32 protein-coding genes and 1 pseudogene are annotated in these 26,073 nt (G+C 40.3%); 7 read left to right on the top strand and 26 right to left on the bottom strand.

Annotated elements, in window-relative coordinates:
• The first annotated feature begins 258 nt into the window (after nt 1-258).
• The gene (locus QM408_RS00800; protein ID WP_020902676.1) at nt 259-699 is read left to right on the top strand and encodes a LytTR family DNA-binding domain-containing protein; all 441 of its coding nucleotides are present in this window, start codon (nt 259-261) and stop codon (nt 697-699) included.
• Complete coding sequence (locus QM408_RS00795) at nt 696-1,154, top strand: DUF3021 domain-containing protein (RefSeq protein WP_049546849.1); 459 nt, start codon at nt 696-698, stop codon at nt 1,152-1,154. Before QM408_RS00800 ends, QM408_RS00795 begins: the two co-directional genes overlap by 4 nt.
• Before the next feature lie 45 nt (nt 1,155-1,199).
• Here the strand turns inward: QM408_RS00795 and nrdI are convergent, their stop codons facing one another.
• The 5 genes from nrdI to QM408_RS00770 all read right to left on the bottom strand — a co-directional run bounded on the left by nrdI (nt 1,200) and on the right by QM408_RS00770 (nt 5,896).
• The gene (nrdI, locus tag QM408_RS00790; RefSeq protein WP_049546850.1) at nt 1,200-1,664 is read right to left on the bottom strand and encodes a class Ib ribonucleoside-diphosphate reductase assembly flavoprotein NrdI; all 465 of its coding nucleotides are present in this window, start codon (nt 1,662-1,664) and stop codon (nt 1,200-1,202) included.
• Between the two features lie 77 nt (nt 1,665-1,741).
• Nucleotides 1,742-2,275 carry an ABC transporter permease gene (locus QM408_RS00785; protein WP_049546851.1) on the bottom strand — a complete coding sequence of 178 codons (534 nt, stop codon included), beginning with the start codon at nt 2,273-2,275 and terminating at the stop codon, nt 1,742-1,744.
• Between the two features lie 60 nt (nt 2,276-2,335).
• Nucleotides 2,336-3,622 (bottom strand): response regulator transcription factor, encoded by a 1,287-nt coding sequence (locus QM408_RS00780; RefSeq protein WP_265485310.1) that lies wholly within the window; start codon nt 3,620-3,622, stop codon nt 2,336-2,338.
• An 11-nt stretch (nt 3,623-3,633) separates the two neighbouring features.
• Nucleotides 3,634-5,304 carry a sensor histidine kinase gene (locus tag QM408_RS00775; RefSeq protein ID WP_371483340.1) on the bottom strand — a complete coding sequence of 557 codons (1,671 nt, stop codon included), beginning with the start codon at nt 5,302-5,304 and terminating at the stop codon, nt 3,634-3,636.
• On the bottom strand, nt 5,282-5,896 hold the full coding sequence (locus QM408_RS00770) for a YesL family protein (protein ID WP_084928753.1): 615 nt from the start codon (nt 5,894-5,896) through the stop codon (nt 5,282-5,284). The genes QM408_RS00775 and QM408_RS00770 overlap by 23 nt, the downstream gene beginning before the upstream one ends.
• Nucleotides 5,897-6,030: 134 nt before the next feature.
• On the opposite strand from QM408_RS00770, the gene QM408_RS00765 reads away from it, so the two are divergent.
• Nucleotides 6,031-6,600: an MptD family putative ECF transporter S component gene (locus QM408_RS00765; RefSeq protein WP_261116690.1), complete on the top strand. Its 570-nt coding sequence runs from the start codon at nt 6,031-6,033 to the stop codon at nt 6,598-6,600.
• A 29-nt stretch (nt 6,601-6,629) separates the two neighbouring features.
• Here the strand turns inward: QM408_RS00765 and QM408_RS00760 are convergent.
• The 20 genes and pseudogenes from QM408_RS00760 to tsaB form a co-directional block, all read right to left on the bottom strand.
• Nucleotides 6,630-6,869: pseudogene (locus QM408_RS00760) on the bottom strand (ABC transporter permease); the annotation flags it as partial.
• A 16-nt stretch (nt 6,870-6,885) separates the two neighbouring features.
• The gene (locus QM408_RS00755; RefSeq protein ID WP_265485312.1) at nt 6,886-8,130 is read right to left on the bottom strand and encodes an MFS transporter; all 1,245 of its coding nucleotides are present in this window, start codon (nt 8,128-8,130) and stop codon (nt 6,886-6,888) included.
• Between the two features lie 184 nt (nt 8,131-8,314).
• Entirely contained in the window at nt 8,315-9,184 is an 870-nt protein-coding gene (locus QM408_RS00750; protein WP_265471184.1) for a helix-turn-helix domain-containing protein, read from the bottom strand.
• Nucleotides 9,185-9,315: 131 nt separating this feature from the next.
• On the bottom strand, nt 9,316-10,008 hold the full coding sequence (locus QM408_RS00745) for a methionine ABC transporter permease (RefSeq protein WP_000444647.1): 693 nt from the start codon (nt 10,006-10,008) through the stop codon (nt 9,316-9,318).
• Nucleotide 10,009: 1 nt separating this feature from the next.
• Nucleotides 10,010-11,071: a methionine ABC transporter ATP-binding protein gene (locus QM408_RS00740; RefSeq protein ID WP_033682440.1), complete on the bottom strand. Its 1,062-nt coding sequence runs from the start codon at nt 11,069-11,071 to the stop codon at nt 10,010-10,012.
• Nucleotides 11,064-12,437, bottom strand: a complete 1,374-nt coding sequence (locus QM408_RS00735) for a M20 family metallopeptidase (RefSeq protein WP_000231807.1) — start codon at nt 12,435-12,437, stop codon at nt 11,064-11,066. The genes QM408_RS00740 and QM408_RS00735 overlap by 8 nt, the downstream gene beginning before the upstream one ends.
• A gap of 96 nt (nt 12,438-12,533) precedes the next feature.
• On the bottom strand, nt 12,534-13,388 hold the full coding sequence (locus QM408_RS00730; protein ID WP_414373243.1) for a MetQ/NlpA family ABC transporter substrate-binding protein: 855 nt from the start codon (nt 13,386-13,388) through the stop codon (nt 12,534-12,536).
• Nucleotides 13,389-13,541: 153 nt separating this feature from the next.
• On the bottom strand, nt 13,542-14,372 hold the full coding sequence (locus QM408_RS00725; RefSeq protein WP_020901826.1) for an amino acid ABC transporter substrate-binding protein: 831 nt from the start codon (nt 14,370-14,372) through the stop codon (nt 13,542-13,544).
• Nucleotides 14,373-14,627: 255 nt separating this feature from the next.
• Entirely contained in the window at nt 14,628-14,951 is a 324-nt protein-coding gene (locus tag QM408_RS00720) for an AzlD domain-containing protein (RefSeq protein WP_020901825.1), read from the bottom strand.
• Nucleotides 14,941-15,636 (bottom strand): AzlC family ABC transporter permease, encoded by a 696-nt coding sequence (locus QM408_RS00715; RefSeq protein ID WP_000659743.1) that lies wholly within the window; start codon nt 15,634-15,636, stop codon nt 14,941-14,943. The genes QM408_RS00720 and QM408_RS00715 overlap by 11 nt, the downstream gene beginning before the upstream one ends.
• Nucleotides 15,637-15,876: 240 nt before the next feature.
• Nucleotides 15,877-16,389, bottom strand: a complete 513-nt coding sequence (locus QM408_RS00710; RefSeq protein WP_023948489.1) for an HdeD family acid-resistance protein — start codon at nt 16,387-16,389, stop codon at nt 15,877-15,879.
• Nucleotides 16,389-16,562, bottom strand: a complete 174-nt coding sequence (locus tag QM408_RS00705) for a hypothetical protein (protein ID WP_228111531.1) — start codon at nt 16,560-16,562, stop codon at nt 16,389-16,391. The genes QM408_RS00710 and QM408_RS00705 overlap by 1 nt, the downstream gene beginning before the upstream one ends.
• Before the next feature lie 64 nt (nt 16,563-16,626).
• Complete coding sequence (locus QM408_RS00700; RefSeq protein WP_414373240.1) at nt 16,627-17,073, bottom strand: TetR/AcrR family transcriptional regulator; 447 nt, start codon at nt 17,071-17,073, stop codon at nt 16,627-16,629.
• Between the two features lie 143 nt (nt 17,074-17,216).
• Nucleotides 17,217-18,443 (bottom strand): MFS transporter, encoded by a 1,227-nt coding sequence (locus QM408_RS00695; RefSeq protein WP_004254988.1) that lies wholly within the window; start codon nt 18,441-18,443, stop codon nt 17,217-17,219.
• 71 nt (nt 18,444-18,514) lie between these two features.
• Entirely contained in the window at nt 18,515-19,180 is a 666-nt protein-coding gene (locus tag QM408_RS00690; RefSeq protein ID WP_049486768.1) for a CPBP family intramembrane glutamic endopeptidase, read from the bottom strand.
• A 66-nt stretch (nt 19,181-19,246) separates the two neighbouring features.
• Nucleotides 19,247-19,441, bottom strand: coding sequence for a peptide pheromone VP1 (locus QM408_RS00685; RefSeq protein WP_000933465.1), 195 nt, complete (start codon nt 19,439-19,441; stop codon nt 19,247-19,249).
• 162 nt (nt 19,442-19,603) lie between these two features.
• A complete protein-coding gene (locus tag QM408_RS00680; protein WP_004254984.1) occupies nt 19,604-20,467 on the bottom strand; it encodes an Rgg/GadR/MutR family transcriptional regulator in 864 nt (287 codons plus the stop codon).
• Nucleotides 20,468-20,570: 103 nt separating this feature from the next.
• Nucleotides 20,571-21,581: a tRNA (adenosine(37)-N6)-threonylcarbamoyltransferase complex transferase subunit TsaD gene (gene tsaD / locus QM408_RS00675; RefSeq protein ID WP_261090665.1), complete on the bottom strand. Its 1,011-nt coding sequence runs from the start codon at nt 21,579-21,581 to the stop codon at nt 20,571-20,573.
• Nucleotides 21,571-22,008 (bottom strand): ribosomal protein S18-alanine N-acetyltransferase, encoded by a 438-nt coding sequence (rimI, locus tag QM408_RS00670; RefSeq protein WP_414373237.1) that lies wholly within the window; start codon nt 22,006-22,008, stop codon nt 21,571-21,573. The genes tsaD and rimI overlap by 11 nt, the downstream gene beginning before the upstream one ends.
• Nucleotides 22,005-22,688 carry a tRNA (adenosine(37)-N6)-threonylcarbamoyltransferase complex dimerization subunit type 1 TsaB gene (tsaB, locus tag QM408_RS00665; protein ID WP_020901818.1) on the bottom strand — a complete coding sequence of 228 codons (684 nt, stop codon included), beginning with the start codon at nt 22,686-22,688 and terminating at the stop codon, nt 22,005-22,007. The genes rimI and tsaB overlap by 4 nt, the downstream gene beginning before the upstream one ends.
• 177 nt (nt 22,689-22,865) lie before the next feature.
• Here tsaB and cibA point away from each other — a divergent pair, with 177 nt between their 5' ends.
• Complete coding sequence (gene cibA, locus QM408_RS00660; protein ID WP_000180841.1) at nt 22,866-23,051, top strand: fratricide two-peptide bacteriocin subunit CibA; 186 nt, start codon at nt 22,866-22,868, stop codon at nt 23,049-23,051.
• A gap of 1 nt (nt 23,052) precedes the next feature.
• Nucleotides 23,053-23,205 carry a fratricide two-peptide bacteriocin subunit CibB gene (cibB, locus tag QM408_RS00655; RefSeq protein WP_000974044.1) on the top strand — a complete coding sequence of 51 codons (153 nt, stop codon included), beginning with the start codon at nt 23,053-23,055 and terminating at the stop codon, nt 23,203-23,205.
• Nucleotides 23,206-23,506: 301 nt separating this feature from the next.
• Here the strand turns inward: cibB and QM408_RS00650 are convergent, their stop codons facing one another.
• Nucleotides 23,507-23,722 carry a hypothetical protein gene (locus QM408_RS00650; protein WP_049500723.1) on the bottom strand — a complete coding sequence of 72 codons (216 nt, stop codon included), beginning with the start codon at nt 23,720-23,722 and terminating at the stop codon, nt 23,507-23,509.
• A gap of 277 nt (nt 23,723-23,999) precedes the next feature.
• Here QM408_RS00650 and QM408_RS00645 point away from each other — a divergent pair, with 277 nt between their 5' ends.
• Nucleotides 24,000-24,233: a DNA-dependent RNA polymerase subunit epsilon gene (locus QM408_RS00645; protein ID WP_000639572.1), complete on the top strand. Its 234-nt coding sequence runs from the start codon at nt 24,000-24,002 to the stop codon at nt 24,231-24,233.
• Between the two features lies 1 nt (nt 24,234).
• Entirely contained in the window at nt 24,235-25,914 is a 1,680-nt protein-coding gene (gene rnjA, locus QM408_RS00640) for a ribonuclease J1 (protein WP_261150218.1), read from the top strand.
• Nucleotides 25,915-26,073: the final 159 nt, after the last annotated feature.

Below are 26,073 nucleotides of genomic sequence, written 5' to 3'. Positions count from 1 at the left end.
CCATATTTCAGAAAGGACAGAAAAGCAAGCACCACATAGGAGCCAAATCCCTCCACATAAACAAAGTCCCTTGCCAGGGGGCATAAAATAGTGGTATACTCAATAAAAATCAAAGAGCAAACTAGAAAGCTAGGCGCAGACAGTACTTTAGTACGGCAAGACGACGCTGACGTGGTTTGAATTTGATTTTTGAAGAGTATTAATAAAGATGTACAAGAAGTGAGATTAATTTTGTATGAAAAACAAGGAGAGAAATTTATGAAAGTAGAACTACAGATTAGTGAGACTTACAAGGAAGAAAAACTGATTGTCCAAGCACCTCAGCCGACAGATAAAGTCCAGAAAGTCATCGAGTTCGCAGAAAATCTTGACCAAAAAGAAAAAATCAAAGGGAAAATCGATGATCAGGTCTATCTAGTTGAGATTGGCAAGATTCAACGCTTCTATATAGAGAATCGGAAGGTTCTAGCAGAAACAGCTAGTCAGACCTACACCATTGACTTACGACTCTATCAAGTCCTTGAAATCTTACCAACCAATTTTATCCAAATTTCCCAATCAGAAATCATCAATATCAACTCCATCTCTCATCTCAAGCTCACCCCCAACGGTCTGGTAGAAATCTTTCTAAAAAACGAAAGCTTCACCTACTCTTCACGCCGTTACCTAAAAACCATCAAGGAGAAATTAGAACTATGAAAAAACAAGTATTTCACGATGCTGCTGCTGGTGTTCTTATCGGCCTCATCCTCTCTATCATCTTTTCACTCATTTATGCACCAAATACCTACGCACCACTAAGTTCCGACTCTCTCATCGGCCAAGTGATGGCTCAACATCAGGTTCACGGTGCCTTGGTCTTGCTCTACTGCACACTGATCTGGGCAGCTATCGGTATTCTCTTCAACTTTGGCAACCGCTTATTCAGCCGTGATTGGAGCATGCTCCGTGCCACTCTGACCCATTTCTTCCTTATGCTGGCTGGCTTTGTCCCACTAGCGACCCTAGCAGGTTGGTTCCCCTTCCACTGGATCTTCTATCTCCAACTCATTATCGAGTTTGCGATTGTCTACCTCATCATTTGGACTATTTCCTATAAAAGAGCATCAAAAAAAGTAGACCATATCAATCAACTCTTGGAGCATAGAAAGTAAGAGTTCTGATAAAACTGCCTAGGATAAAAAAAGCCAAGCCTAAGCTTAACTTTCCAACTCATACAAATCTGCGATAATAGCTGCGACACGTTTGATATCTTCCAGCATGCCTCGCATTTCAAAGTCAGCCAATACAGGGAAACCAAAACGTTGACTGTATTGCTTGGCTGTCAGGCAGTATTGGTTATTAAAGTTACGATTTCCTGAACCAACTACACCAAAACACTTACTAGCATTGTCACCATAGGCGATAAAATCCCCCACTGGTGTCGTCAAAATCTCGACATCTCCGTTATCCACGCCATTCCCACCTTCTAGGTAGGTCGGCAAAAAAGCAACATAAGGATTATCCATCTCATAGAAATCGCGGCCTTCCTTGACCAAATCCTTGATATGAATCTTTTGAACCTCAATTCCCTCGTACTGGGACAAGAGATAGTCTTTCAAGCGTGTCACAAAACTCTCGGTATTACCGCTCAGACTGATATAAACTAAAGAAATTATCTTCATATGTACCTCCATGATTTTATCTATAATCGAAAAATAACTACCAAGATTGTAACTTGATAGTTATTTTTTGTCAATACTTAGGCAAGTTCTTCTGTTTCCTCTTCTTCTGCCAAGGCTTTTTGCTGACGCCACATCTTATAGAAGACAAGGGCTAGGAAGAGAACATTGATGACGATATAGAGAATGCTAACGGCTTGTGAAATAACACTTATCCCTAAACGCATGGTCTCATCGTGAACTAACTGCACAGCATCTTGTAAAGTCACATAGCTATAAATCGAACCAATAATGGCTAGCAAAACATAGCCGACATAAGTATAGTTTGCATATTGCAAATTCTTACGAACAAGGAAGACAATAGCTACTACCACTAAAATAGCAGATAGCACAATCAAGACCATATTAAAAATAGAATGAGTTGATTCTGCTACTCTATAGGTGTAATTAAGCTGGTCTTCTAATTGCTGAGCACTGACCCCTGCAACTTGTTTCTGAGCGGCACGAAGGGCTTCTTTACTAGGTAAAGGACTCAACATTCCAAACAGAGACATAGCTGAAATAAGAGCAGACAAGATTAGCAAGACCCATAGATAAATTGGTTTCTTTTTCATAATAGAACCTCCTGATATTATTATCGATATTATAGCACTTTTTGTAAAGGGATACAAATATTATAGTGTAGTTTCTACCTGTTTTCGGTAGGCTTTTGGCGATTTTCCGCACAATTTTCGGAAAACTTTATAGAAATATCCAACGTTACTGTAACCAACCGCATAACAGATGTCTTCGATACTGTCACTGGTTGAAAGCAAAAGTTGCTGGGCAGCCTTAATACGTTGTTTATTGAGCAATTCAGCGAAGGTCGAATTGGTTTCTCGCTTAATCAACTGCCCCAGATAGACAGGATTGATAAAGAGATCCTTACTGATATCCTTGAGAGAAAGTTCTTTCTGATAATCACGCCCAATAACTTCCAGAACACTGACCACATTCTCATTCATACGATATTGCCCAAAGAATCGGGTCAGAGTTTCCTTGATATAAAGAACCAATTCATCGAAGGTTTGAATAGCATGAATGGTTTTGACAATGTCCGTCATATCATCAGCTTTGAGATGTTCAAACAAGTGGAAGACATCCATGACAAACTGGATAAAAAGCTGTTTGGTAATCGGAACACGCGGCGTATTTTCAAGAACCACCTTCTCCAAAAGGTTCAACTCTTCAACGATTTGATTGAGATTCCCCTGAATGATAACCCTATAAATCGGTTCGTAATAGGTAAAGAGACTCTCAGACTGTTGTAGATTTACAGAGCCGTAAAAGAGGGCTTTCTCAGCATTCAGCTTCCAGCGTTCAAAGTGTTCTTGATAAGGAGCTTCAAAGGGAGTAACGACTAAACCATCTAGGGGTTGATCAGAAATAAAAATCTGCCAGTCTTGTCCCAAGACATAGTAAGGAATGGTGAAGGAGCCTTGTTTTTCCTTGGATAGGCCTATCCACCAATCCTCCTTATCCCCTAAATAACTAACAAATCCAGCCTCGTCTAAATCTTGACTGAGGGTCTGACTTTTCTTTCCTCTCTCGCCGAGCTGACCTGCAATCTTCTCCAGCAGATTTCCCAACTCTACTTTATCAACAGGCTTGACCAAATAATCTACAACCTTGAGGTTCATAGCCTTTTTGACATAATCAAACTCCTGATAACCTGAGAGCAGGATATAGGCAGCATCTGGTAAAATTTCTTTCATCTTTCGAATCATATCAAGCCCTGTTTTGTCGGGCATATTGACATCGGAAATGACCACATCGACAGGATTTTCTTGAACATATTCTAGGGCTTCATCGGCATGACTGGCTGTTGCGACGACCTCCATATCCCACTTATCAAAGGGAATCAAACGTTTCAGACCTTCTGTCACCATGTACTCATCATCTACTAATAATACTTTATACATTTTCTCCCTTTCTACTCATCTTGAATTGTAATGCGATACTGAACACCTGCTTGCTCCGCAGACTCTATAGTAATAGCATAGCGGTCCCCAAAATAGAGCACAAAACGCTCATGGACATTGACAATCCCGATAGATTGCTTTTGATCACTGTAACTGGCTTGGTGTTCAAAATGTCTCTGACTTAATTTTTCTCGAATACTTGTCAGTTTTTCAACCGACATTCCGCGGCCATTATCGACCACCAAAATTTCTACAAAACCATCCTGTTTAAGCGCCTTGATGCTAATCACATTATCTGTCCGTCTGTGGTCAACACCATGCGCGAAATAATTTTCTACCAGCGGTTGCAAGGTAAACTTAGGAATCTTCATATTCTCTAACTCTGGATCTATCTTGAAACCATAGGCAATGGACTTGGGATAGCGTACCATGCAGAGATAGCTGTATTTACGGCAAAATTCTAATTCCTGTTTGAGAAGAGTTTCTCTTTCGTCGGAAATATTGTTACGCAAAAGACTACTGAATTCATAAATGATATCTGCCAACTCATCTTGACTTTGCATAACTGCATACATGCGCAAGAACTCCAGCGTATTATACATAAAATGAGGATTGATTTGCGCCTGCAAGGCCCGCATATTGGCATCTTTTTGACTAAGCTCTAACTGATAAATATCATGGATATTCTTTTCCAAGCGATCCAACATATCATTGGTCGTCTCCGCGATTAGGAGCAATTCCTGATCCTTTTCAAGCGTATCAATGCGAAGACCTTCTTGTCCTTGGGCAATAGCTTGGATGGAATCCACCAGGTCCACTACCTGCTTTTGATAATTAGCAAAAGTCTGCCTCAAAGTCAGATAGAGAATGACAATAAAGAGAAGGCTCAAACCCACAATCAAAGCAGAGCTAGCCACTGTTCCTTGTAAAACAAAGTTTTTAGGAACTGCCACCTGAACCTGATATCCATGAGAAGTCATACCAACAAACCAGTTCTCATGTTCCCTATTGACCCTCTCACCAATATGAAAAATCTCCGTATCAAATGGTGATGTCACAGTAACAGCCATCGGAATATGACCTCGGGTATTGTCAATAGCATGGTATAAAACTTCTGGATCCAAGGAGATGTAAATCACTCCTATAGATTGATCCGTTGCTGGGTCCAGAACTGGAATTCCAAAACTATTGGCCTCTGGTTTAAAGCCTTCCGCAAGTACCGAATGACCACCTCTCTCATTTCTGCTCGAAACATAGACTTCTTTAAAGTCCTGCAAGACGATTGCAACACCCGTTATATAGTCATTCTGAACATACAGGTCATCGATATTTTCATACAGAGAAATAGAAGTTGACGAAGCTGCTTGATGCTCCAACAGCCAATAAAAATATTCAGAAGTTGACAGGCTAAAGTACTTATAAACCCCTTGTATACGGTCTTGATTGGCTACTAAATCTTGCGCTAGCTGGGCTGACTCGCGATAATAATATTCCACCTCTTCGACTGTTCGAGTGGTTACACGCTGGGCTACTCTTTGAGCTTCCTTTTCCCGTGAATCCCAGTCAGCGTAAGAGAGTAAGATTGCAAAACTCGCAATAATAATCATCATAACTGAACTGTAGGTTCTTAGAAGCGTATGTAGCCAAAACTGCTTCATTCTATTTTGTCGCCAATTTTTCATGGATACTTTCATAGACCGGTTCCAACATATCACTGATAAAGAAATGCCACATCCCAATTCCTACAAAGAAAAGTAGGGCAGGCATATAGTAACCAATTGCCACAAGTAGCACTGTCCCAAGGAGAACCTTGGCCACAGCCGCTAAGCTCATAAAGATGCCAATTAAGGATAGTTTGAGACTATTTCGATAAGACAAGTCAAAATAAACTTGTAATTTCAAAGATACTGTATAAGCCAAAAACAGCAGGGCAACTACTAGAACATTCAAAAAGGTCGCAATCAAATGAATAATAGTCTGATGAGGCAATTGAACCAAGAGATACAGGCCATAGACCAAAACTAGATCCACCCCTAAAAAGCTATAGAAAATCAGGTTGCTTGAGACGAAATTTTGCTTATAAAGAGACCAAGCCTCCTTCAAACTGTATTCCCGAAAGCTATAACCATGTTCTGCATACAGGCTCATCAAGGTGGCACTAGCCGGCGCTAGACCAAGGATAATCCCTCCCACCAAGGTTAGTAGCCAAAAGAAGGCTGTCGCAATCATCCCTAAAAAGAAACGATTAAAGACAAAGTCTAAAAATCTACCCATGATATCCCCCTAAAAATAACTATGAAACTATTATATCATATTTCAAGCGTTTTCAAAAACTTCTAGTATCCATTTACAATCCCATCAAACCGTGGTACAATGAGAATTGTGAAAAAATTATCAGGAGACAATTCATGAAAAAATCTATCTTAACTACACTGCTTTTTGCAGTTCTTTACTTCCTCTGCATGGGGATTGGTGTCCTTTTGGGCAATCTCTTTGACCAAGCTGGAAACATGTTTTATGCGCCTGCCTTTACTGCCCTTGTCGGCGGTAGCGTCTATATGATCCTAGTCGCAAAAGTTCCGCGCTTTGGAGCCATTACCACTATCGGCCTTGTCATTGCCCTCTTTTTCTTGGGAACTAAACACGGTGCTGGTGCCTTCCTTCCTGGAATTATCTGTGGTCTCCTAGCAGATGCAGTAGCTAGCCTCGGAAAATACAAGGACCAAACAAAGAACTTCCTTTCTTTCATTCTCTTTGCTTTTAGCACATCAGGACCAATCCTAATCATGTGGATTGCGCCCAAAGCCTATATGGCAACCCTTCTAGCAAGAGGAAAATCCCAAGAATATATCGACCGTATCATGGTCGCGCCAAACCCTGGAACCATCCTTCTATTTATAGCAAGTATTGTCATCGGAGCCCTAGTGGGTGCCTTAATTGGACAAACCTTGAGTAAAAAATTGGCACAGAAAATCTGATTACTAAAAAAGAGCCAGGCGGCTCTTTTTTATTTATGGCTCAATTTTTTGGTCAAGAAATCTCCCAAGAATTGGATCGCAAAGATAATCAAAATGATAATGATGGTTGCCAAGATGGTCACATCGTGATTATAGCGGTTAAATCCATAAGCGATGGCTACGTTACCGATACCACCAGCTCCAACCGCATCAGCCATAGCTGTTTCACCGACTAGTGAAATCAAGGTTACAGTCGTCACACGGATCAAATCTGGAAGGCCTTCTAGTAAGCCTGATTTTCCTAGGTTAAAATTTTTTACCCGAAAAACTTCTTTTTTCTAGTGATAAAATCAACCCTATCACACTCACTACCAAAAACACCCACCAACAAAGCCTGATATCTTGTAAAGCTAAGAAGGAAAATACAGACATCCCCAAGGGTAATGTTAGGGAAAAAATCATACTCAAGAGATTATTACTTCTAGCTAATACATCCGCACTCAAATTAGACAATAACAGAGCATCTAATTTAGGCATTGATTTCGACATCAAATACATGACAAAGGCTAAGCAGGCAACACCTACTAGAGGAGAAAAATCTAAAATATTAGCAGTAGCAAGTAATACAAACAGACTTGCATTGAGCGATAGCAAACTTGAAAACGACAATTTTCCAAAATAATCATGGGGGGTTAGGCTACCAAGAATAGCTCCTCCCAAGCTAACACATTCAATTAAAAATAGGGCTTGAGCATAGCTGAGATGATATATAGTATGATCTAATAAGTAAAAGTGATAAATACCTCCAACAGCTCCCCCCAAAGTATTCATCACCAAAATGACAAGGATCATTTTAAGCAATGATTTACTTTCTCTCTGTCTAAAGATATCATCCATGTCCGCATAGATTGCCTTAACTTGTTGAAGTAAACGAATCGACTCATTCTCTACCGTTACAGACAAATACGTCAATTCTCTTCTATTTTTGAACAAAATAAGAGAAGATAGTAAAAAGAAGCCAGCATTCATAATTGCAACAAAAGAAAAATTTTGGTGGCTTGTTGTGAGTAACCACACTCCTAAGGCTTGACCTCCTAGATTTGATAAATAGGAAACAAACTGAGTAAAGGAATAAGCTTCATAGAGCCTATCTTCCGAAATATTATACTGGATAATCGGCATACGCAGGCCTGCTGTATAATCTGATAAAACATCTGAACAGATATTAACCATACAGATAAAAGCAAACGTTACAAAGTTCTGGTCATGAATCACACTAGCAATCAAAAGAAATAGCAGACTTTGCACACAACCAACCCAGATAATTGTCCCTGCTTTATTCCGAGTATGATCAGCCTTCATCCCAACATAAAAAGTAAATAGAAAAGGTAAAATCGTAATCATATTCGCCATAAATACTGCTATATTTTTAAAGGGTAGACTCGCAGCATAAACGATAAATACCAGATTATAAATATAAGCTCCACTTGAGCTCAAAAACCTTGATAAGGTCAGTATTCTAAATAAATGATGTTTTAAAAATAGGTTCATAGCAGGCCTTTCTCACATTTCAAAGAGTATTCTATTGAAGCCAGTATAACAAAAAAAGCGGGTCTCCCCACTTTTTTGTAATATATTTTTTCTGAAAATAGAAACTCTAGCGCCTAGATACTACTAATTATCAATCCATCTACAAGGCTATTTATTTTTCATCGGTCGATGTAATGAGAATATATTACAAATCTTTATTTGAAAGCTGATTTGCAAAATAGTTTTCATAATATCTTGCACCATCTACATACTCTAAATCTTGTAAGATTGTAATGCCTCTTTGGATTTTTTCAAGCCCCTTATTTTCTACTTTAAAAATAGTATCATAATACCCTTTAGCAATCATATAAATGATTTTTAGATAAGCTTGAGATTCTGGTAAATCTCGTTTTTCAATCTGAAAAACAAAATAGTCTGCTTTTAATTTATCCTTTTCCTCTATCGCTTTAAAGAGTCCATTAATCAAAATAGTGTCAATACCAACTTTGTTACTCGGTAAAGAGCCTAATAAATCCGTCTTTTGTAACATCTCCCTAGAATATTTAAAATAGAGGGGCAGAGGAAACAAAGTAGAAATCGTTGAAAATAGTTCCAATTCATAATTTCCCCAGATATCAATAGTAAAAAAATAGTCGTAGAGAAAAGTCAGTTCTTCATCCGTTGCTCTTATTTCTGAATCAAAAAACACAAGAAGGCTTTTGATACGAATCATTTGTAAAAGATAGCTCTTTTCACCACTTAATCTATACTTTTGAGTCGTCTCTTCATACAAGGAATGGAGAGAATCAATCCCTTCTCTATCATATAGTTCCCAGAGATTTTCTTGAAAAGCCAAAAACTTTTTCTGAGAAAAACCACGTACCAAGTACATAAATTCATTCAAATCAGAGTTAATGTTATCTAAGGCAGTAATCAATTTCATAGAAGATAATTCTGCTTCTCCACGCTCAAATTTGCTCAGCATGGAATAAGTAAACTCTCCTCCCGTCGCCTCCTGTAGAGATACATTTCGACTCTTTCTCAATTCTTTAAAAACTTCTCCCAGATTTTGCATATTGACTCCCCACAATTCTTAACTCTCTTACTCTTAAAAGTAACGGTTGATAGCAGCTAGTACAGAGAATTTTAAGTCTTGACTATAACGACAACTCCTATGAATTGATGTACAGATGGCCTAGCTCTTTTTTATTTATGGCTCAATTTCTTGGTCAAGAAGTCTCCCAAGAATTGGATTGCAAAGATAATCAAAATGATAATGATGGTTGCCAAGATGGTCACATCGTGATTGTAGCGGTTAAATCCATAAGCGATGGCCACGTTACCAATACCACCAGCTCCAACCGCACCAGCCATAGCTGTTTCACCAACAAGGGAAATCAAGGTTACAGTCGTCACACGGATCAAATCTGGAAGGCCTTCTGATAGGTAAACACCTACGATATCCCAGAATGTCGCTCCGCTAGCTTGAGCCGCCTCAATAACACCACCATCTAGCTCAGCCAAGACAACCTGCACTTGACGGGCAAAGAAGGCAAAGACCGCAAAAGATAGGGGTACAATAGCCGCATTTGGCCCGATACTTGTCCCTACGATTAGATGGGAGAAGGGTGACAAGACTGCCAAGAGAATGATAAATGGTACCGCACGGAAAATAGAGGTAATCTTATCTAAAATCCAGAAAACGACCTTATTTTCCAAGACACCACCTGGCGCTGTCAAAACAAGGAAAAGACCTGCCACTAGCCCCAAGAACCCTCCGATGATGAAAGAAAGAACTGTCATATAGAGGGTTAAGTAGATGGCTGTTCCCCAGCCTGCTTGACCAGCCCAACCCATCTTATAGACATTTGGCAAATAGGTTTGAATCAATGATTCCATCTTACTGTCCTCCCTTCAATACTTTTAGTTGTACGCCTGCTTGACAAATGGCTTCTTGAGCGCCTGCTAGCGCTGCTTTTTCACCAGACAGTACCACAACCAATTCTCCAACAGGAGTACCATCGAGAATTTCGATATTTCCATAGAGGATATTAGCCGTTACTTGGTAATGCTTGTACAATTCATTCAAAAGTGGCTCGTCTGTTGAAGCACCTGCATACTTGAGTTGCACTAAAAGACTGTTTTCAGACAGATGTTGCACGATTTCTTGCTTCTCGATTTTGACCATGGCTTCGTCAATACCTGTAGCTGTTGAGATAAAGTCTTGAGTCAAAGGTTGTTTAGGGTCTGAGAAGATTTCAAGAACACTACCCTCCTCAATCAAATGTCCATCCTGCATAACTGCCACACGGTTGGCAATGTCTTTGACAATCTGCATTTCATGCGTAATCAAGACAACAGTCAAGCCTAATTTTTGGTTCAAATCTTGCAACAAGGCCAAAATCTGCTTGGTTGTCTTAGGGTCAAGGGCAGAAGTTGACTCATCTGAAATCAAGATTTTTGGATCATTTGCCAAGGCACGCGCAATGGCCACACGCTGTTTTTGCCCTCCAGATAGCTGTGAAGGATAATTTTCAGCACGGTCTGCCAAGCCAACCAAGTCCAACAACTTAGCTACTTTAGCCTTCTTTTCTTCCTTACTGAGTCCAGAATGTTTAAGGGCAAAGGCTACATTCTCCTCTGCTGTCTTTTGGCTCATCAGGTTGAAATGCTGGAAAATCATTCCGATATCTTGACGTTTACGACGCAACTGCTCTGCCGTCAAGGTGACCTTACCATCAAAAATCACATCGTCATCAATGGTAATTTTGCCCGCAGATGGCTTTTGCAAGAGGTTAATCACCCGCACAAGGGTTGATTTCCCTGCTCCAGAATATCCAACGATTCCGTAGATATCCCCTTCTTGGATGTGAATGGTCACATCCTTGACCGCCGTGATGGTTCTCTTCTTTTGGTGAAAAGTCACATCGATCTGATCTAACTTGATAATATCTCTACTCATAGCTTCTAATCAGCTCCTCTACTAATTCAATATGGGTGTAGTAATCGGCGATTCGCACGTTCTCATCTCCACCGTGGTCTCGGCTATTGGCATTCCCTAAACCGAAGGCCACCATTGGCACCTCTAGGGCATCAAAGACCGTATGCATAGGCCCTGTCCCTGCTGTCGTCGGCAAGACTGAAACGCCCTGTGGATAGAATTTCTTGGCCAACTCGATTACATTGAGAATGGCTGGTGCGCTCATATCGCTTCGATAGCTCATCTCTCCCAAGGTATAGTATAATTCTACCTTATCAAAGCCATTTTTGTCTAGCTGTTTCCGAATTTTTTCCAGAACATCATGCGGTTCTAGACCAGGAACCAAACGAACCTCTAGCTTAGCACTGGCTTCTGCTGGCAAAATCGTTTTAACTCCTTGTCCTTGATAACCTGACTGAATCCCTTCGATATTAAGGGCTGGTTCAAAAAAGAAACGTTTTAGAAAGGCTGCACGATCCTCTTGTAAAAGAGGCAATTCCAAACCATAAATCTGGCTGATTTCCCCTGGATTTCGTTGGGCATAGGTATCCACCAAGGCCAATTCTCGTTCATTCGGCTCTTGAACTTCTTCGTACAAACCTTCAACCAAGATACGGCCATCTGCTGCACGAAGAGACTGTAAGGCTTGAAGGAGGTACCAGGGAGCTGATTCCACAACCCCACCATAACTCGAATGGATATCCACATCAGCACTTTTTACCTTGGCATCAAAGGTTACAATCCCTTTATTTCCACCAGAAATTTCTAGCTGTTCCAAGGCATTTTTGGTCCCTTGTTCCCAGACCAACAAATCTGCCCCACGGAGTTTATCCGCATGTTTTTCCAGATACTTATCTAGGTCTGTCGAGGCCGATTCCTCCGCTCCCTCCATGATAAAACTGATATTGACAGGCAGGTCATCGTGGTGCTGCATGTATTTTCTCAAAGCACTCAAACGAGCTGTGATATGACCCTTGTCGTCATCAACCCCACGCCCATACATGAAGCCATTGCGCACCGAAAGCGTAAAGGGATCCTCTGTCCAGACCTGATCCCCATCCGCTGGCACAGTGTCATAGTGGTTATAGAAAATCAGGGTCTTGGCATCTGGACGCGAACTCTTGAAATGTGCCATGACAAAAGGCGCCGTATAAGTCTCATCAATCTCCACTTCAGCCCCCACACGCTTGAAAATCTCACCCAGATAGTTGGCAACTTCTTTGAGACCCACCTGCTGGGCAAAGACTGATTTCTTAGAAATCAAGGTACGCAAAACTTCAAAATAATGCTGGGCCACATGATCCTTTTCAAATTTTTCAATTTGTTCTTGTTCGCTAGGAAAAACCATATTCTCTCTACCTTTCTATGAACTACTCTTCCTGACAATCCATGCTCTATACAAAATCAAGAGGTGGAATTTTCTCTCCCACCTCCCTGTTTCTTATTACCAAACTGGTTGATCCAAACCGTCTGATGTTTCTTCGATAACTTTTTTCACTTCATCTGTGTGGTAAGCTGCGATTACTTTCTTGATAGCATCAGCCTTAGGTGATGTTTCCCAATCTTTTTTCGCAACGATGATGTTATACCATTGTTTTGAGTTTTCATCAGCTTGTTCTTTGAAAAGAGCTTTCTTGTAGTCCAATTTTGCTTCTGTAACGAAGGTATTGTTTACAACAGCAGCGTCAACTGATGACAATGAACGAGCTGTTTGGCTAGCGTCCAATTCAGTGATTTTCAAGTTCTTTGGATTTTCTTTGATGTTAGCAACTGTTGCAAGAGCAGTTCCAGAAACATCCAATTTAATCAAGCCAGCTGATTGAAGCAAGTAAAGCGCACGACTTTCGTTTGTAGCATCGTTCGGTACAGCGATTTCTCCGTTTGCTGGGATGTCTTCTACTTTAGTGTACTTGTTGTCGCCTCCATTCAAACCTGAGTAAAGACGGATTGGAGAGATGTAAGTATCTGCAATCGCTACAAGGTCTTTTCCGTTTTCTTTGTTCCAGTTGTTCAAGAAGTTATAGTGTTGGAAAGCGTTCAAATCTACTTCGCCATCAGCAGTTGCCTTGTTTGGTTGTGAGTAGTCTGTGAACTCTGTAAATTCCAAAGTAATACCGTCTTTTTTAACCAATTCTTGGACTTTATCCCAACGAGCTTCTTCAGAACCGCTACGGTTAACAGTTGCGATTTTAACAGTTGTTGCATTATCTGCTTTCTTTTCTGAGTTTCCGCAAGCTGCAAGAGTCAAACCTGCGACTGTAGCAAGGGCTGCTACACCAAGCCATTTTTTAATTTTCATGATTCTTTCTCCTTAAAAATAATACCGTACTAGTATCTCACAATTTGTTTGATTTCACAAATTGTTATTAGATAGTCAGATATATAGCTTAAAACTATATCACTAAAAATTGAGAAATCACCCACCTTACTCAGAATGGATGATTTCAAGAAATTATTTAATATCAGCTTCTGCTGGTAGATAAGTGTCTCCGAAGAATTGTTTAGACAATTTTTCAAGGGTTCCGTCTTTGTAGAGTTCTTGGATGCGTTTGTCTACAAATGTTTTCAACTCATCTTGACCTTTGGCAAGAAGTGGGTAAACGTAAGGTTGTTGGTCGCTTGGAAGTTCGATAACTTTCAAGTTGTCCAAACCTTGGTTCTTGATAACTGTTTCAACACCGATTTTATCAAAAATCTTGTAGTCAAACTGGCCATCGCTCAAACGTCCCATGATTTGTTGGAAGTCAGCTCTAGTATAGTTAAGGACAGTTGGATTATCTGAGTGTTGTTTGTTGTAGTCTTCTAACTGTTTAGCAGATGTTGTCCCTTGAACAACTTCTGTTGATTTTCCACCGATATCATCAAGCGATTTGATGCTAGAATCATCTTTTTTCACTACAAGAACGTTAGGGTTTTTAGCGGTTGGCGCTGCGTAAAGGTATTTTTCAGCACGTTCTTTAGTGTAGCTGATGTTGTTAACGGCCATTTGGTAACGGTCAGCATCAAGTCCTGCAAAGACACCTGACCACTCAGTCTTCTCAAACTTGACATCATACTTGTCAGAGTCTTTAAAGATAGCGCGAACCACTTCAATTTCATAACCAGTCAATTCACCATTTTCTTCATAGTTGAATGGTTTTGGTGAAGCATTGGTTGCAACGATAATTTCTTTCTTGCTAGCTGCTTCTCCTTCTTTCTTAGCACCACCTGAACAAGCTGCTAACACACCTGCAGCAACAAGGCCTAAGGCAGCAAGAGATGAGTATTTAACGATTTTTTTCATGTCATTTCCTCCAAAATAGAATACCTTATAATCTTAACAGAAAAAGACCATTTGCGCCATTATATGATATCTATCTCTGTGATAGGTTTTCTTTATGGCTGATTTATACTCAATGAAAATCAAAGAGCAAACTAGGAAGCTAGCCGTAGGTTGCTCAAAGCACTGCTTTGAGGTTGTAGATAGAACTGACGAAGTCAGTAACATATATACGGTAAGGCGACGCTGACGTGGTTTGAATTTGATTTTCGAAGAGTATTAAAAGACCAAACGCAAGACTCCAATCAAGACCACTCCAAAGAGAACTGTGCCGACTAGATTACGGTAGCGAAAGGCTACCCAAGCTGTTGGAAAGACTGCTAAGAAGTCCAGCCATTTGATTTGAGGAAGACTCCCAACCTTGCCTGTCACTACGCTTGAAAGAATCAAGGCAAAGATAATAGAAACAGGCAAGAATTTCAAAAAACGCTCAACGATTGCAGGCAAGCCCTTATACTTGACCAAGATGAAGGGAATCATACGGGGAATCCAAGTCACCAAGCCAGAGAAAATAACTGCTAATAAAAGATACTTACTGACCATCTAAAACCACCCCCATTGTACAACCTAGCAAGGTCGCAAACAGAACAGCTAGTGACTGAGACACCACTGTCAAGAGCAAAAAGAAGGACACCGCAACAACTGCTAGGATAATGAGCAGATTGCGGACAGGAATCCGTCTTTGCATAATCTGGAATTGCGAAGCAAAAATGCCGATAAACATCCCAACCAGGGCAAAATCCAAGCCAAAGATTTCTGGATTTGGCAGCAGACCACCCAGAGCCGTTCCGACAACTGTTCCCACAAACCAAGCCACATAGCTGTTGAGATTGTTTCCGTGCATCCACATAGGATTGACCTTGTCTGTATGGGCTAACTCGCCCATCAAAACGCCGTAGGTCTCATCTGTCAAGAGACTAGACATACCGATATTTTGCCAGAGACTGGTATGACGGAAATAAGTTGACGCATGCAAACTCAACAAAAAGAGACGCAAATTAATCAAAAAGACCGTCATAGCAATAGCTGCCACAGGTGCTTGAACCGCAATCAGTGCCAACATGGCAAACTGGGCACTCCCAGCATAAACAAAGAGGCTCATCAAACCCATCTCAACAGGTGTCACATAGGGCGCACCAATAATCCCACAGGCCAGGCCGATACTGACATAACCAAGGGCTGTTGGCATAGCTGCCTGCGCCCCCTCCCAAAATCCTTTTTCTTTCATCTTTCTCCTCATATTGTCTTAATAATACTCAATGAAAATCAAAGAGCAAACTAGAAAGCTAGCCGCAGGTTGCTCAAAACATTGTTTTGAGGTTGCAGATAGAAGCTGACGCGGTTTGAAGAGATTTTCGAAGAGTATAAGTAGGCTGAAAAGGCTCCAGCCATAGCATGGACTATTATAACACATTCATAGAAGAGAAAAAAGTCTGCTGATTGTAATCAGACAGACTCCATTTTATTCTTATTTAATCTTGAAGAATTGAACAATTGCCACAATACCTTGATAAATAAAGACAAAGGCAATGGTGTAACTAATATAGAGACCGGTCATCAATGGGTATCCCATCATGATTAAACCTGCTACGATTCCTAAAATCCCCATCCAAACTAGAGGGGTACCTACCGATTTATCCGTCTTACGAACCTTGAAACCAACGATAGTTTTTGTAATACCATTTGTCAAGGCCCATAAAGAAATGATAAATGGTACAAATGTTACCATTTCAATAAAGCTACCTGAGAATAAGGTAAGAGCGAGGATGAGGGTAACAATTCCTCCAAATAAATTCCAGCCATGCTTTTCTTCTGATTTGAAGTATTGTACAATCTCAGAAATCCCTTGAACTGCAAATACAAGTGCAAACAAGAAAGTCATGGAAGCCAAGCTAATAAGAGGATGTGCAAACATATTAAAACCTGCAAAAACTGCAAAAATACCCGCAATTAGTAACAACCATTTCCAAATTTTCGACATTATTTTTCTCCTTTTTTAGAGGAATCTTCCTCTAGTATTCCATAAATCATCATATCCAAAACCTGTGATAATTGATGTTCATATCCTGAAACCAAGTCAGGCAAACTGCTATCTGACGAAACAGTTAAATAATAGGAACGAAACATATCCTGAATCAATCGCAGATAGTCCATAGCTCGTTTCTCATCAATATGCTCTTTCAGTTTGGATTCTGATATAAGTTTTTGACAAACTTGTTCATTCAAGTCCAAAAAGATAGCTTTTGGATTCTGATATAAGTTTTTGACAAACTTGTTCATTCAAGTCCAAAAAGATAGCTTTCTGTGGTGCAATGTCTGCTTCCAATTCTTCTGGTGTCGCAATCATTGCCTCAAAGAAAATGTGGCTATGTTCTGGGTATTGCTGATAAAATTGGTGACGTCTTTCCATATAATCAGCTAAGGAGGGCACTTGACCTTCCACCCCCAGAAACACTGCCAAAGCTTTCTCAAAACTCTCCTGAAAACAAGTTAGATAGAGGTCTGATTTCCCTGAAAAATTATGATACAAAACTCCTTTGGAAATACCATCCACTTTACAAAGTTCATTGATGACAAAACCTTGATAGCCTTTTGTAGCAAATTCAAACAAAGTAGCGGTAATGATTTTCTCTCTTCGTAGTCTTGTTTTTTCTTCTTTTCTCATGTATTTATCTCTACATTTTTTAATTATAAACCGATTGGTCTGAAATGTCAAGCAACTTTCTCAAAAATTTAACAGTCTGCTGATTGTAGCCATCATAAACAGACTGGAATCCAGTCTCAAACATATAATATACACATTCTTCGCTAAATGTTTTCACGGATATTCAAGAGTATGATAAAGGCAGCTAGAAGAAATAGCAATAAAACAAAGCTAACTGCCAGAGTTCCAAAGCTAGTAGCAATGGTTACCAAAGCTATTGTAAATAAGCTAGGTAAAACAACTGTAATGGCACCGATAGAGGATTGAACTGCTCCCATTGACTCCTCAGGTATTTGTTTAAAAATGAGTTCCTGTAATCGAGGAGAGAGGATACCTGCGAAAAAGGCATCCAAGGCACTAAAGATAAGAATCCAGTCAAAACGAACTGCCACAAAGCCAACTAAAAGGAGTAATTGGATAATAAGCGAGGCATATAGGGCTAGTTTTATGGAGATTGTATTCTTCAGATAGCCACTCACAAGGCTTCCGACAATAAGGGCTGACAATTCAAGGGTGGATAACAAGGCAAGAGATTGACCTGTTTGTAAATTCAAAAAGGGCTGATTCCTCAAAAACAGAGTAGAAACAGGAACTGTAACATTTATCACTGCTTGACTAATAGAGATAATAAACAAAACCAAGAGCACCTTATTCATATTCCATATCAATTTTGATGATTGGAGCAGATGCTGGCAAAAGGATTTTACAGAGAGTCCTTCTTGATAGCTAATCGTTTTTTCTACTTTCAAGAGGTCTGTTTTTATGAAAAGAATACCTAAAAATGCGATTAAAAAGGTCAGAGCATTCAGTAAGGAAATAGACTGGATAGATAGAATACCTAGTAAGACTCCTCCTAGAATATTACTGATTGTTTTCACTAAACTAACAGTTGACTGTTTAAATCCAATAGCTTCTGCCAGATGGTCTTGCCCAATAATTCTAATGAAAATCGGAGTGAGCATGGCGCCTGAAAAATAACTCAATGTGTCAGATAAGAGGTTAATCAGACAAATAAATGCTACTAATAACAAGGAAAAGGACTGCCCTGAAAGTGATAAAGAAACGATAGAGTAAAGCAAAAATTTTGCAAAACTAATCATTGTATATTTTAGGACACGATGATGTTGAAAATCCGCCAAAACTCCCAGAAAGATTTGCAGAACTTGAGGAAGGGTTTCTGAAATCGTGATCAGTAAAATCGCCAAAGGGGCAAAAGATGCATCTGCCACATAATTCAAAAAGGCCAGATAAAAAATCGTATCCCCAACCGTTGAAATCCACTGGTTGATGGTTAATTGCCTAAAATTTCTATTTTGAAGAAATACTTTCATCACAACTCCTTTTTAAATTCAAATGGGAAGCTTTCCCCAAGGATAGACTGCGATACTACTAACAACCAAAATTACAGTAACATCAAAATCTGACCAATGCCATTGTAGACTATATGCAGCCCAATAGGCCAATAAATAGACTTTGTCACTCTAAACAAGACTGCAAATATGAGACCACCACCCATATATACAAAAAAGTCTGTTAAGACCCAACCATGGCCACTAATGTGTAAGATTCCAAATAATATAGCTGAGCCAAGCACATCTAGTCCCCACTTCTTTCCTTTTTCCAGAGCTGTCATCACTAATCCACGATAAATCATCTCTTCAAAAATGGGACCTGCAATCACAGGATAGAAAAAATACATCAAAAATGCTGTAGCTCCTGTAAAAGTAGGAACATCCAGTTGATAAGAAATTGCATTTTTGGTAGGCGGAAAAAGAAAAAAGGTGACGAAATTCCAAACAACAAAAGCAAGAAGAGCTAGGAAGGAATAGAAAAGATAGGAACCTTTAAATTTTCTACTGTTAATTTTCTGCCATTTCCCTGACCAAACCATAACAATAAAAGCAAGCAGAACCACAAGAAAATTTAACAGCATATCCGACAAATAATAGGCAAAGTCGGATAAACCAGCAGCAAGATCGCTATGTAAAAGCAAACGAATGAAGAACTGGTCAGCAACAACTAGTAGAATAGCTATAATAAAGTAGTAGCGTGAGATTATCTTTTTCATCCTATTTTCTCCTATATTACGAAATAAAGAAAGCCCTAACCCAAACAAAGGCAAGGGCTTTAAATATCAACGACGACGATTAACAGTGGAAGAATCATGGTTAAAATTTTTCTCCCAGAAATTAGTGATTGACCAAGGTGTCCCGAACCCTCCCCATGCACCGCTTGGGATATTGCCAAGATACACAAGATCTCCTCCATAAACCTTCTCCAACTCAGCTTCTGTCAATTCCATTGTTTCTGCAAATTGTAAATTTAACATCTTTTACACTCCTTTAATTATCTTCATTTGTAAACCACTTCTGCGACTTAGGATCTGCTTGAAGTGCTTTACAAGGATAGTATAACACGAAAATTAGCTTATTTTAGAAAATCGCATATTTGATATTTTTTCTTATAGAAATTTCAGATTTGCAATTGTTGACTACTCAATAAGTTCTTTGTATTGCTTCAAACGCAATTCGAAGAGGGCTAGCAATTGTGGATTTTCTAATACTTGCAGAGATTGGATAAATCTTTCAATCTCTTTTTGATTGCTTCCTTTGGTTTGAAGGAAAATCTTCATTTTCTTTAAAAACTGCCACAATACTTTTTCAAAAACATCGTATGGACGAAGCATGCTCTCTAGCTCAGCTTCAAAAATTGGGATATAAGAGAAAAGTTTACGCTCCATGAGTTCTGATATAATATTCAGAAATCCACTTTTCATATACAATCGATTATGTACCAACTCTTTAAATTCCCTAGATTTCTCAATTAAAGCGGTCGATAAAAATATCAAATCTTGATTGCTCAAGAAGGGCATGGTATTGCAAAAGAGATAGAGTTCAAACCAGGTCCAAGACTCAATAGCATAGAGATAGATAGTCAAAAACTCGCTATCTTCTTTTACTAATGGATAGTTCTTATTTAAGGAATGGAGTGCGTTTTTAATTACAATGGCATTCAAACGACGATAGGTCTCTGCCATCTGTTCTTGCTCGACTTCCTCCAACAGTTGCTCTAAACCAGCTATATCTTGGTGGGCAAAGCGATCCACAACCTTTCTACCAATTCGCATATGTGGAGATTCTTGATAGTTGTTGAGCTTGTGCCCAAACTCATCAAAGGTCACATTTATACCTTGGATAGCTAGAATCAACTTATCTGCAGACAGCATAGACTGCCCTAGTTCGAACTTGGATAGCTGAGAAGCTGTTAGTCCAGCACAAGCCACATCTGACTGCTTGAGCTTTCTAGCCAAACGTAATTCCTTGTAAAATTCCCCCAATTCCATTCTCCCAATCATCTGACCACCTCCTATTCTTTATATATTATATCATTATTTACATTTATTTGTCAAAATATTCTGACATTTCGGCAAGTAAAAAAGTCAGCCTTAAGCTGACTCTTTATTCCATAGTATCAAAAGCGAGACTTGGTTTGGCATTGAGGTCCAAGTTTGCAAAATTTTCTTTGTTCCACTCGCTGACGCTGGCATAGGCAATCATTCCTGCATTGTCTCCACAAAGACGCAGTGGTGGGATGATGACCTTGACATCTGTGATTTCGGCCGCTAGGCGTTCTCTGAGACCTTTATTGGCTGCCACGCCACCTGCCACAACCAGGGTTTTAACAGGGTATTTTCCCAAGGCCTTCTTGGTTTTTGCCATAAGAATATCCAAGACAGCTGCTTGAAAGGAAGCACACAAATCCTCTGTGGACAAGCTTTCTCCCTTTTGCTCGGCATTGTGGTGAAGATTGATAAAGGCCGATTTCAAACCTGAGAATGAAAACTCCAGATTATCTTCCTTAATCATGGCACGAGGAAAGTCATAAATATCCTGCCCCTGATGAGCCAGCTCGTCAATCTCACGACCGGCAGGATAGGTCAAGCCCATGACACGGCCGACCTTATCATAGGCCTCACCAACCGCATCATCACGCGTTTCCCCAACAATCTTGTAATCACCAGCCTCAGAAACATAAACCAACTCTGTGTGTCCACCGCTGACCAAGAGGGCTAGCAAAGGAAACTCCAAAGGTTCCACACTCTGAGCTGCCATGAGGTGACCAGCCATGTGATTCACAGGAATCAGCGGAAGTCCATGAGCCCAAGCAAAGGCCTTGGCAGCTGACAAACCAACTAGTAAGGCTCCAACCAAGCCCGGTCCATAGGTAACTGCAACAGCTGTCACGTCCTCTTCGGTAATTCCTGCTTCTGCTAGTGCTTCCTCGATACAGGCTGTAATGACCTCGACATGGTGACGACTAGCTACTTCCGGCACTACCCCCCCGAAACGTTTGTGGCTCTCAATTTGACTTGCAATGACATTGGACAAGAGCTCATCGTCGTTTTTCAAGACGGCAACACTGGTCTCATCACAGGATGTCTCAAATGCTAAAATATATCTATCCTTCATCTATTTCTCTCTTCATGATAATGGCGTCCTCGACTGGATTATGGTAGTAGGCCTTTCGCTCAGCGATGACCGCCATCTTTTCTTTCTTGTAAAATGCTTGCGCTCGTTGGTTTGACTTTCTGACTTCGAGGAAAATCTCCTTATCTACCGGCAATTGAGTAAACAAGACAGATGCTATTCCCTGACCTTGATAAGCTTTCTTGACAGCGATTTGCAGGACTTCTGCTTCAAAAAGATTCTCCTGCACAGCTAGAAAGCCAATTACTTCTGTCCCATCATAAGCCAGAGCATACCAAGTCTGATCTTGGGACAGGTCTGCTTGAATTTGTTCCAGCGTCCAAGGACTGACTGGGTAAACAGCTGCCATGACAGCGTAGATGGCTTGAGACAGATCAGGTTGCTGTTGGATTCGTTTGATTTCTATCATAGGCGTTTAATGTAGGACTTACCAGACTCGGTATGGTTCTTGAGCCAGTTTTCCTCAGCCTCAACACGCTTGAGGTAGTTCGGCACAAAATCATGCAAGGAGTCTGCTTCCTTGTCCCAAGCCAAAAGAGCAAGATTGGCTGCATTAGGCAAGGTTTCTTTGTAATTAGTCCTTGGCAAGTGTTCTTGAATCTGCTCCACAAAGGGGGCAACTTCTCCGACAAAGGTTACCTGACTAGCACCCTTAACTTTCTCTAACACCTCTTCAAAAGATAGGTGCGCTTCTGGCATGACAGGTTTGGCATTTTCATAAAATCCTGCATAAACATTGTTGCGACGCGCATCCATCAAGGGAACGAACAAGCCTTCTTGTTGGTAGGGCACCAGAGCCAAGAGGCTAGACATACCAACTAACTCAATGTTCAGGGTATGAGCCAAAGTCTTGGCAGTTGCTACCGCGATTCGCAAACCTGTGTAGCTACCTGGCCCTTCCGCCACCACGATTCGGTCCAAATCCTTGGGTGTCCAATCCAAACTTGCCATCAAAAAATCGATGGCAGGCATAAGGGTAATACTGTGATTTTTCTTAATATTAATCGTCGTCTCGGCAAGAACCTGCTTGTCCTCTAAAATAGCGAGAGAAAGAGCCTTGCTGGACGTATCAAAAGCTAATACTTTCATAACACATTCCTATCTTTTTGTCTGCTTACTATTATACTACAAAAGCTGGCACATGGGAATTTTCTTTGCCCCCAAACAAAAATGCCTATACTTAGCTAAAAAATAATTTAAAAAATGCTCACTTTTCCTTTTCTTTTCCGAATATAAAAGTGAACAAGAAAAAAGGAGGAAAGTTCAATGACAAATTTTGACGTTCTTGACAATCAATTTTTATCCTTATCTGAAAATGAATTATCAGATATTGATGGCGGTCTCGCTCCCTTGGTTATCTTTGGAGTAGCAGTATCTTGGAAAGCTATTGCAGGTGGAACAGCACTTATAGGTTCTGGTTTGGCAGCTGGTTATTTTTTAGGAGGAGATTAATATGATGAAAGATTTGAACAACTATTGTGAAATTTCTAATAAGGAATTGCAAGAAATAAAGGGTGGTTTTGGTGTAGGTGTTGGTATCGCTTTATTTATGGCAGGTTATACCATTGGAAAAGACCTTCGTAAAAAGTTTGGTAAGTCATGCTAGATAAAAAACACATTTTTAGAAGGATAAATTTTATTATCTTTATCTCTTATAGTTTGCTCAGCATTCTCAATGATTTAAACATTACTACTATCCCTTTACCAATCGATTTATCTGTTTGTATTGTTTTGTTTTTAGTCTTCAACTCTATTTTTGAGCAGAAGAATCATTAATATAAAGCTAATAAGCTCTGAAAATTCCATTGTCATGTCATTTTAGAAAAATGCAAAGACCACCTCATCTTGATAGATGGGGTGGAATTTTCTTTGCCCCCAAACAAAAATACCCCAGCAGAGCAGGGCATCTAAGCATTTAATCCAAAGTAAAATATAAACCAAACTACATAGGTTACGAGGAGGAGAAAAAGCGAGTAGAGAGTCACAAAGGTAATTTTCCACAAGAACTTGGTTTGTCGTTGTTCCAGTTTGGCAAATAGAAGATTCCCTCCATAAACGCAAGCAACAAAAACAATAAAAGCTACTAAGCGAGCTCCGATAGCAAAAGCAAATAAATTATACATAGGGCAACCTCCTTGACTTAAAAACTATAGGGAATTGTGACAAATGATAAATTCCACTTCCATTATCAAAATAACATATTTTCTTTATTTTTGCAAACGCTTACCAACGAGTAACCCTATGACTTTCTCGTTTCCGTCTTTTACTAATTTTTCATTTTGTGGTATAATTGAAATAATTGTAACGAATCAAGGTCAATCTAGACAAAAATGGAATGAAATCAAGCAATTCTCTGCTAAAAGTTTGGAATAAGCTGACCTGTAAATAGAAAGGAACTATATGATTTACAAAGTTTTTTATCAAGAAACAAAAGAACGTAGCCCACGCCGTGAAACAACACGCGCGCTTTACCTAGACATCGATGCCAGCTCAGAACTCGAGGGTCGTATCGCTGCTCGCCAACTTGTCGAAGAAAATCGCCCAGAGTACAACATCGAGTATATCGAACTCTTGTCTGACAAATTGCTAGATTACGAAAAAGAAACTGGCGCCTTCGAAATCACGGAGTTCTAATATGGCCTATACTCTTAAACCTGAAGAAGTTGGCGTTTTTGCCATCGGTGGTCTGGGAGAAATCGGGAAAAACACATACGGAATTGAATACCAAGATGAGATTATCATCGTCGATGCTGGGATTAAATTCCCAGAAGATGACTTGCTTGGTATCGACTATGTTATTCCTGATTATTCTTACATCGTGGACAATATCGACCGCGTCAAGGCTGTTTTGATTACACACGGACACGAGGACCACATCGGTGGGATTCCTTTCCTGCTTAAGCAAGCAAATGTCCCTATCTATGCTGGACCGCTTGCCTTGGCTTTGATTCGTGGGAAACTCGAAGAACACGGCCTCTTGCGCAACGCCAAACTTTACGAAATCAATCACAACACTGAGTTGACCTTTAAAAATCTCAAGGCAACTTTCTTTAGAACCACTCACTCTATTCCAGAGCCTTTGGGAATTGTCATTCATACTCCACAAGGAAAAATCGTTTGTACGGGTGACTTCAAGTTTGACTTTACTCCAGTTGGAGAACCAGCAGACTTGCACCGTATGGCAGCCCTTGGTGAAGAAGGCGTGCTCTGTCTCCTGTCTGACTCGACAAATGCAGAAGTGCCAACCTTTACCAACTCTGAAAAAGTCGTTGGTCAGTCCATCATGAAGATTATCCAAGGCATTGAAGGACGTATCATCTTTGCATCCTTTGCCTCAAATATCTTCCGTCTCCAGCAAGCAACAGAAGCTGCTGTTAAGACTGGACGTAAGATTGCGGTCTTTGGTCGTTCTATGGAAAAGGCCATTGTCAACGGAATCGAGCTTGGCTACATCAAAGCTCCTAAGGGAACCTTTATCGAGCCAAATGAAATCAAAGATTATCCTGCAGGAGAAGTTCTCATCCTCTGTACAGGTAGTCAGGGCGAGCCAATGGCAGCCCTCTCTCGTATCGCCAACGGAACCCACCGTCAGGTACAACTCCAACCAGGTGATACTGTTATCTTCTCTTCTAGTCCAATCCCTGGAAACACTACTAGCGTCAACAAGCTGATCAACATCATTTCTGAAGCTGGTGTCGAAGTTATCCACGGTAAGGTTAATAATATCCACACATCTGGACACGGTGGTCAGCAAGAGCAAAAACTCATGCTCCGCTTGATTAAGCCAAAATACTTCATGCCTGTCCACGGTGAATACCGCATGCAAAAGGTCCACGCTGGACTAGCAGTAGATACTGGTGTTGAGAAGGACAATATCTTTATCATGAGCAATGGTGATGTGCTTGCCCTTACTGCTGACTCAGCTCGTATCGCAGGTCATTTCAACGCCCAAGATATCTATGTCGATGGAAATCGTATCGGTGAAATCGGCGCAGCTGTCCTCAAAGATCGTCGTGATCTATCTGAAGACGGTGTCGTTCTGGTAGTCGCAACTGTTGACTTCAAATCGCAGATGATTCTGTCTGGCCCAGACATCCTCAGCCGAGGCTTTGTCTACATGAGAGAGTCTGGCGACTTGATTCGCCAAAGCCAGCGCATCCTCTTCAATGCAATTCGTATCGCACTGAAAAATAAGGACGCCAGCGTGCAATCTGTCAATGGTGCCATTGTCAACGCCATTCGACCATTCCTCTATGAAAATACAGAACGTGAACCGATTATCATCCCGATGATCCTCACACCAGATGAAGAATAAGTCAAAAAAACAGCCCCGTCCTCGGAGCTGTTTTTCTATGCTTTTTTTGAGATTGAAACTCAATAAAAATCGAAATCAGACTAGAAGGCTAGGCGAAAGCATAACTTAAGTTAGCTCCCATAGTTCGGGGAACTATGGGAGGCTGTAGATGAATCAAAG

Origin of the sequence: Streptococcus mitis, assembly GCF_047464965.1 — a bacterium.
Classification (GTDB): domain Bacteria; phylum Bacillota; class Bacilli; order Lactobacillales; family Streptococcaceae; genus Streptococcus; species Streptococcus mitis_DU.
This window is presented reverse-complemented; position numbering and strand designations above follow the sequence as displayed.

Excerpts from the sequence above, each read along its gene's own strand:
- QM408_RS00785 (WP_049546851.1), bottom strand. The coding sequence starts at position 2,275 with ATGAAAAAGAAACCAATTTATCTATGGGTCTTGCTAATCTTGTCTGCT.
- QM408_RS00685 (WP_000933465.1), bottom strand. The coding sequence starts at position 19,441 with ATGTTAAATTTACAATTTGCAGAAACAATGGAATTGACAGAAGCTGAG.
- cibA (WP_000180841.1), top strand. The coding sequence starts at position 22,866 with ATGACAAATTTTGACGTTCTTGACAATCAATTTTTATCCTTATCTGAA.
- QM408_RS00745 (WP_000444647.1), bottom strand. The coding sequence starts at position 10,008 with ATGGAATCATTGATTCAAACCTATTTGCCAAATGTCTATAAGATGGGT.
- tsaB (WP_020901818.1), bottom strand. The coding sequence starts at position 22,688 with ATGAAAGTATTAGCTTTTGATACGTCCAGCAAGGCTCTTTCTCTCGCT.
- tsaD (WP_261090665.1), bottom strand. The coding sequence starts at position 21,581 with ATGAAGGATAGATATATTTTAGCATTTGAGACATCCTGTGATGAGACC.
- rnjA (WP_261150218.1), top strand. The coding sequence starts at position 24,235 with ATGGCCTATACTCTTAAACCTGAAGAAGTTGGCGTTTTTGCCATCGGT.
- QM408_RS00750 (WP_265471184.1), bottom strand. The coding sequence starts at position 9,184 with ATGCAAAATCTGGGAGAAGTTTTTAAAGAATTGAGAAAGAGTCGAAAT.
- QM408_RS00715 (WP_000659743.1), bottom strand. The coding sequence starts at position 15,636 with ATGAAAGAAAAAGGATTTTGGGAGGGGGCGCAGGCAGCTATGCCAACA.
- cibB (WP_000974044.1), top strand. The coding sequence starts at position 23,053 with ATGATGAAAGATTTGAACAACTATTGTGAAATTTCTAATAAGGAATTG.
- QM408_RS00780 (WP_265485310.1), bottom strand. The coding sequence starts at position 3,622 with ATGTATAAAGTATTATTAGTAGATGATGAGTACATGGTGACAGAAGGT.
- QM408_RS00730 (WP_414373243.1), bottom strand. The coding sequence starts at position 13,388 with ATGAAAATTAAAAAATGGCTTGGTGTAGCAGCCCTTGCTACAGTCGCA.
- QM408_RS00800 (WP_020902676.1), top strand. The coding sequence starts at position 259 with ATGAAAGTAGAACTACAGATTAGTGAGACTTACAAGGAAGAAAAACTG.
- QM408_RS00765 (WP_261116690.1), top strand. The coding sequence starts at position 6,031 with ATGAAAAAATCTATCTTAACTACACTGCTTTTTGCAGTTCTTTACTTC.
- QM408_RS00645 (WP_000639572.1), top strand. The coding sequence starts at position 24,000 with ATGATTTACAAAGTTTTTTATCAAGAAACAAAAGAACGTAGCCCACGC.
- QM408_RS00775 (WP_371483340.1), bottom strand. The coding sequence starts at position 5,304 with ATGAAAAATTGGCGACAAAATAGAATGAAGCAGTTTTGGCTACATACG.
- QM408_RS00705 (WP_228111531.1), bottom strand. The coding sequence starts at position 16,562 with ATGGACTATCTGCGATTGATTCAGGATATGTTTCGTTCCTATTATTTA.
- QM408_RS00770 (WP_084928753.1), bottom strand. The coding sequence starts at position 5,896 with ATGGGTAGATTTTTAGACTTTGTCTTTAATCGTTTCTTTTTAGGGATG.
- QM408_RS00680 (WP_004254984.1), bottom strand. The coding sequence starts at position 20,467 with ATGATTGGGAGAATGGAATTGGGGGAATTTTACAAGGAATTACGTTTG.
- QM408_RS00695 (WP_004254988.1), bottom strand. The coding sequence starts at position 18,443 with ATGAAAGTATTTCTTCAAAATAGAAATTTTAGGCAATTAACCATCAAC.
- QM408_RS00755 (WP_265485312.1), bottom strand. The coding sequence starts at position 8,130 with ATGAACCTATTTTTAAAACATCATTTATTTAGAATACTGACCTTATCA.
- QM408_RS00650 (WP_049500723.1), bottom strand. The coding sequence starts at position 23,722 with ATGTATAATTTATTTGCTTTTGCTATCGGAGCTCGCTTAGTAGCTTTT.
- QM408_RS00710 (WP_023948489.1), bottom strand. The coding sequence starts at position 16,389 with ATGTCGAAAATTTGGAAATGGTTGTTACTAATTGCGGGTATTTTTGCA.
- QM408_RS00725 (WP_020901826.1), bottom strand. The coding sequence starts at position 14,372 with ATGAAAAAAATCGTTAAATACTCATCTCTTGCTGCCTTAGGCCTTGTT.
- nrdI (WP_049546850.1), bottom strand. The coding sequence starts at position 1,664 with ATGAAGATAATTTCTTTAGTTTATATCAGTCTGAGCGGTAATACCGAG.
- QM408_RS00740 (WP_033682440.1), bottom strand. The coding sequence starts at position 11,071 with ATGAGTAGAGATATTATCAAGTTAGATCAGATCGATGTGACTTTTCAC.
- QM408_RS00735 (WP_000231807.1), bottom strand. The coding sequence starts at position 12,437 with ATGGTTTTTCCTAGCGAACAAGAACAAATTGAAAAATTTGAAAAGGAT.
- rimI (WP_414373237.1), bottom strand. The coding sequence starts at position 22,008 with ATGATAGAAATCAAACGAATCCAACAGCAACCTGATCTGTCTCAAGCC.
- QM408_RS00690 (WP_049486768.1), bottom strand. The coding sequence starts at position 19,180 with ATGAAAAAGATAATCTCACGCTACTACTTTATTATAGCTATTCTACTA.
- QM408_RS00720 (WP_020901825.1), bottom strand. The coding sequence starts at position 14,951 with ATGGTCAGTAAGTATCTTTTATTAGCAGTTATTTTCTCTGGCTTGGTG.
- QM408_RS00700 (WP_414373240.1), bottom strand. The coding sequence starts at position 17,073 with ATGAGAAAAGAAGAAAAAACAAGACTACGAAGAGAGAAAATCATTACC.
- QM408_RS00795 (WP_049546849.1), top strand. The coding sequence starts at position 696 with ATGAAAAAACAAGTATTTCACGATGCTGCTGCTGGTGTTCTTATCGGC.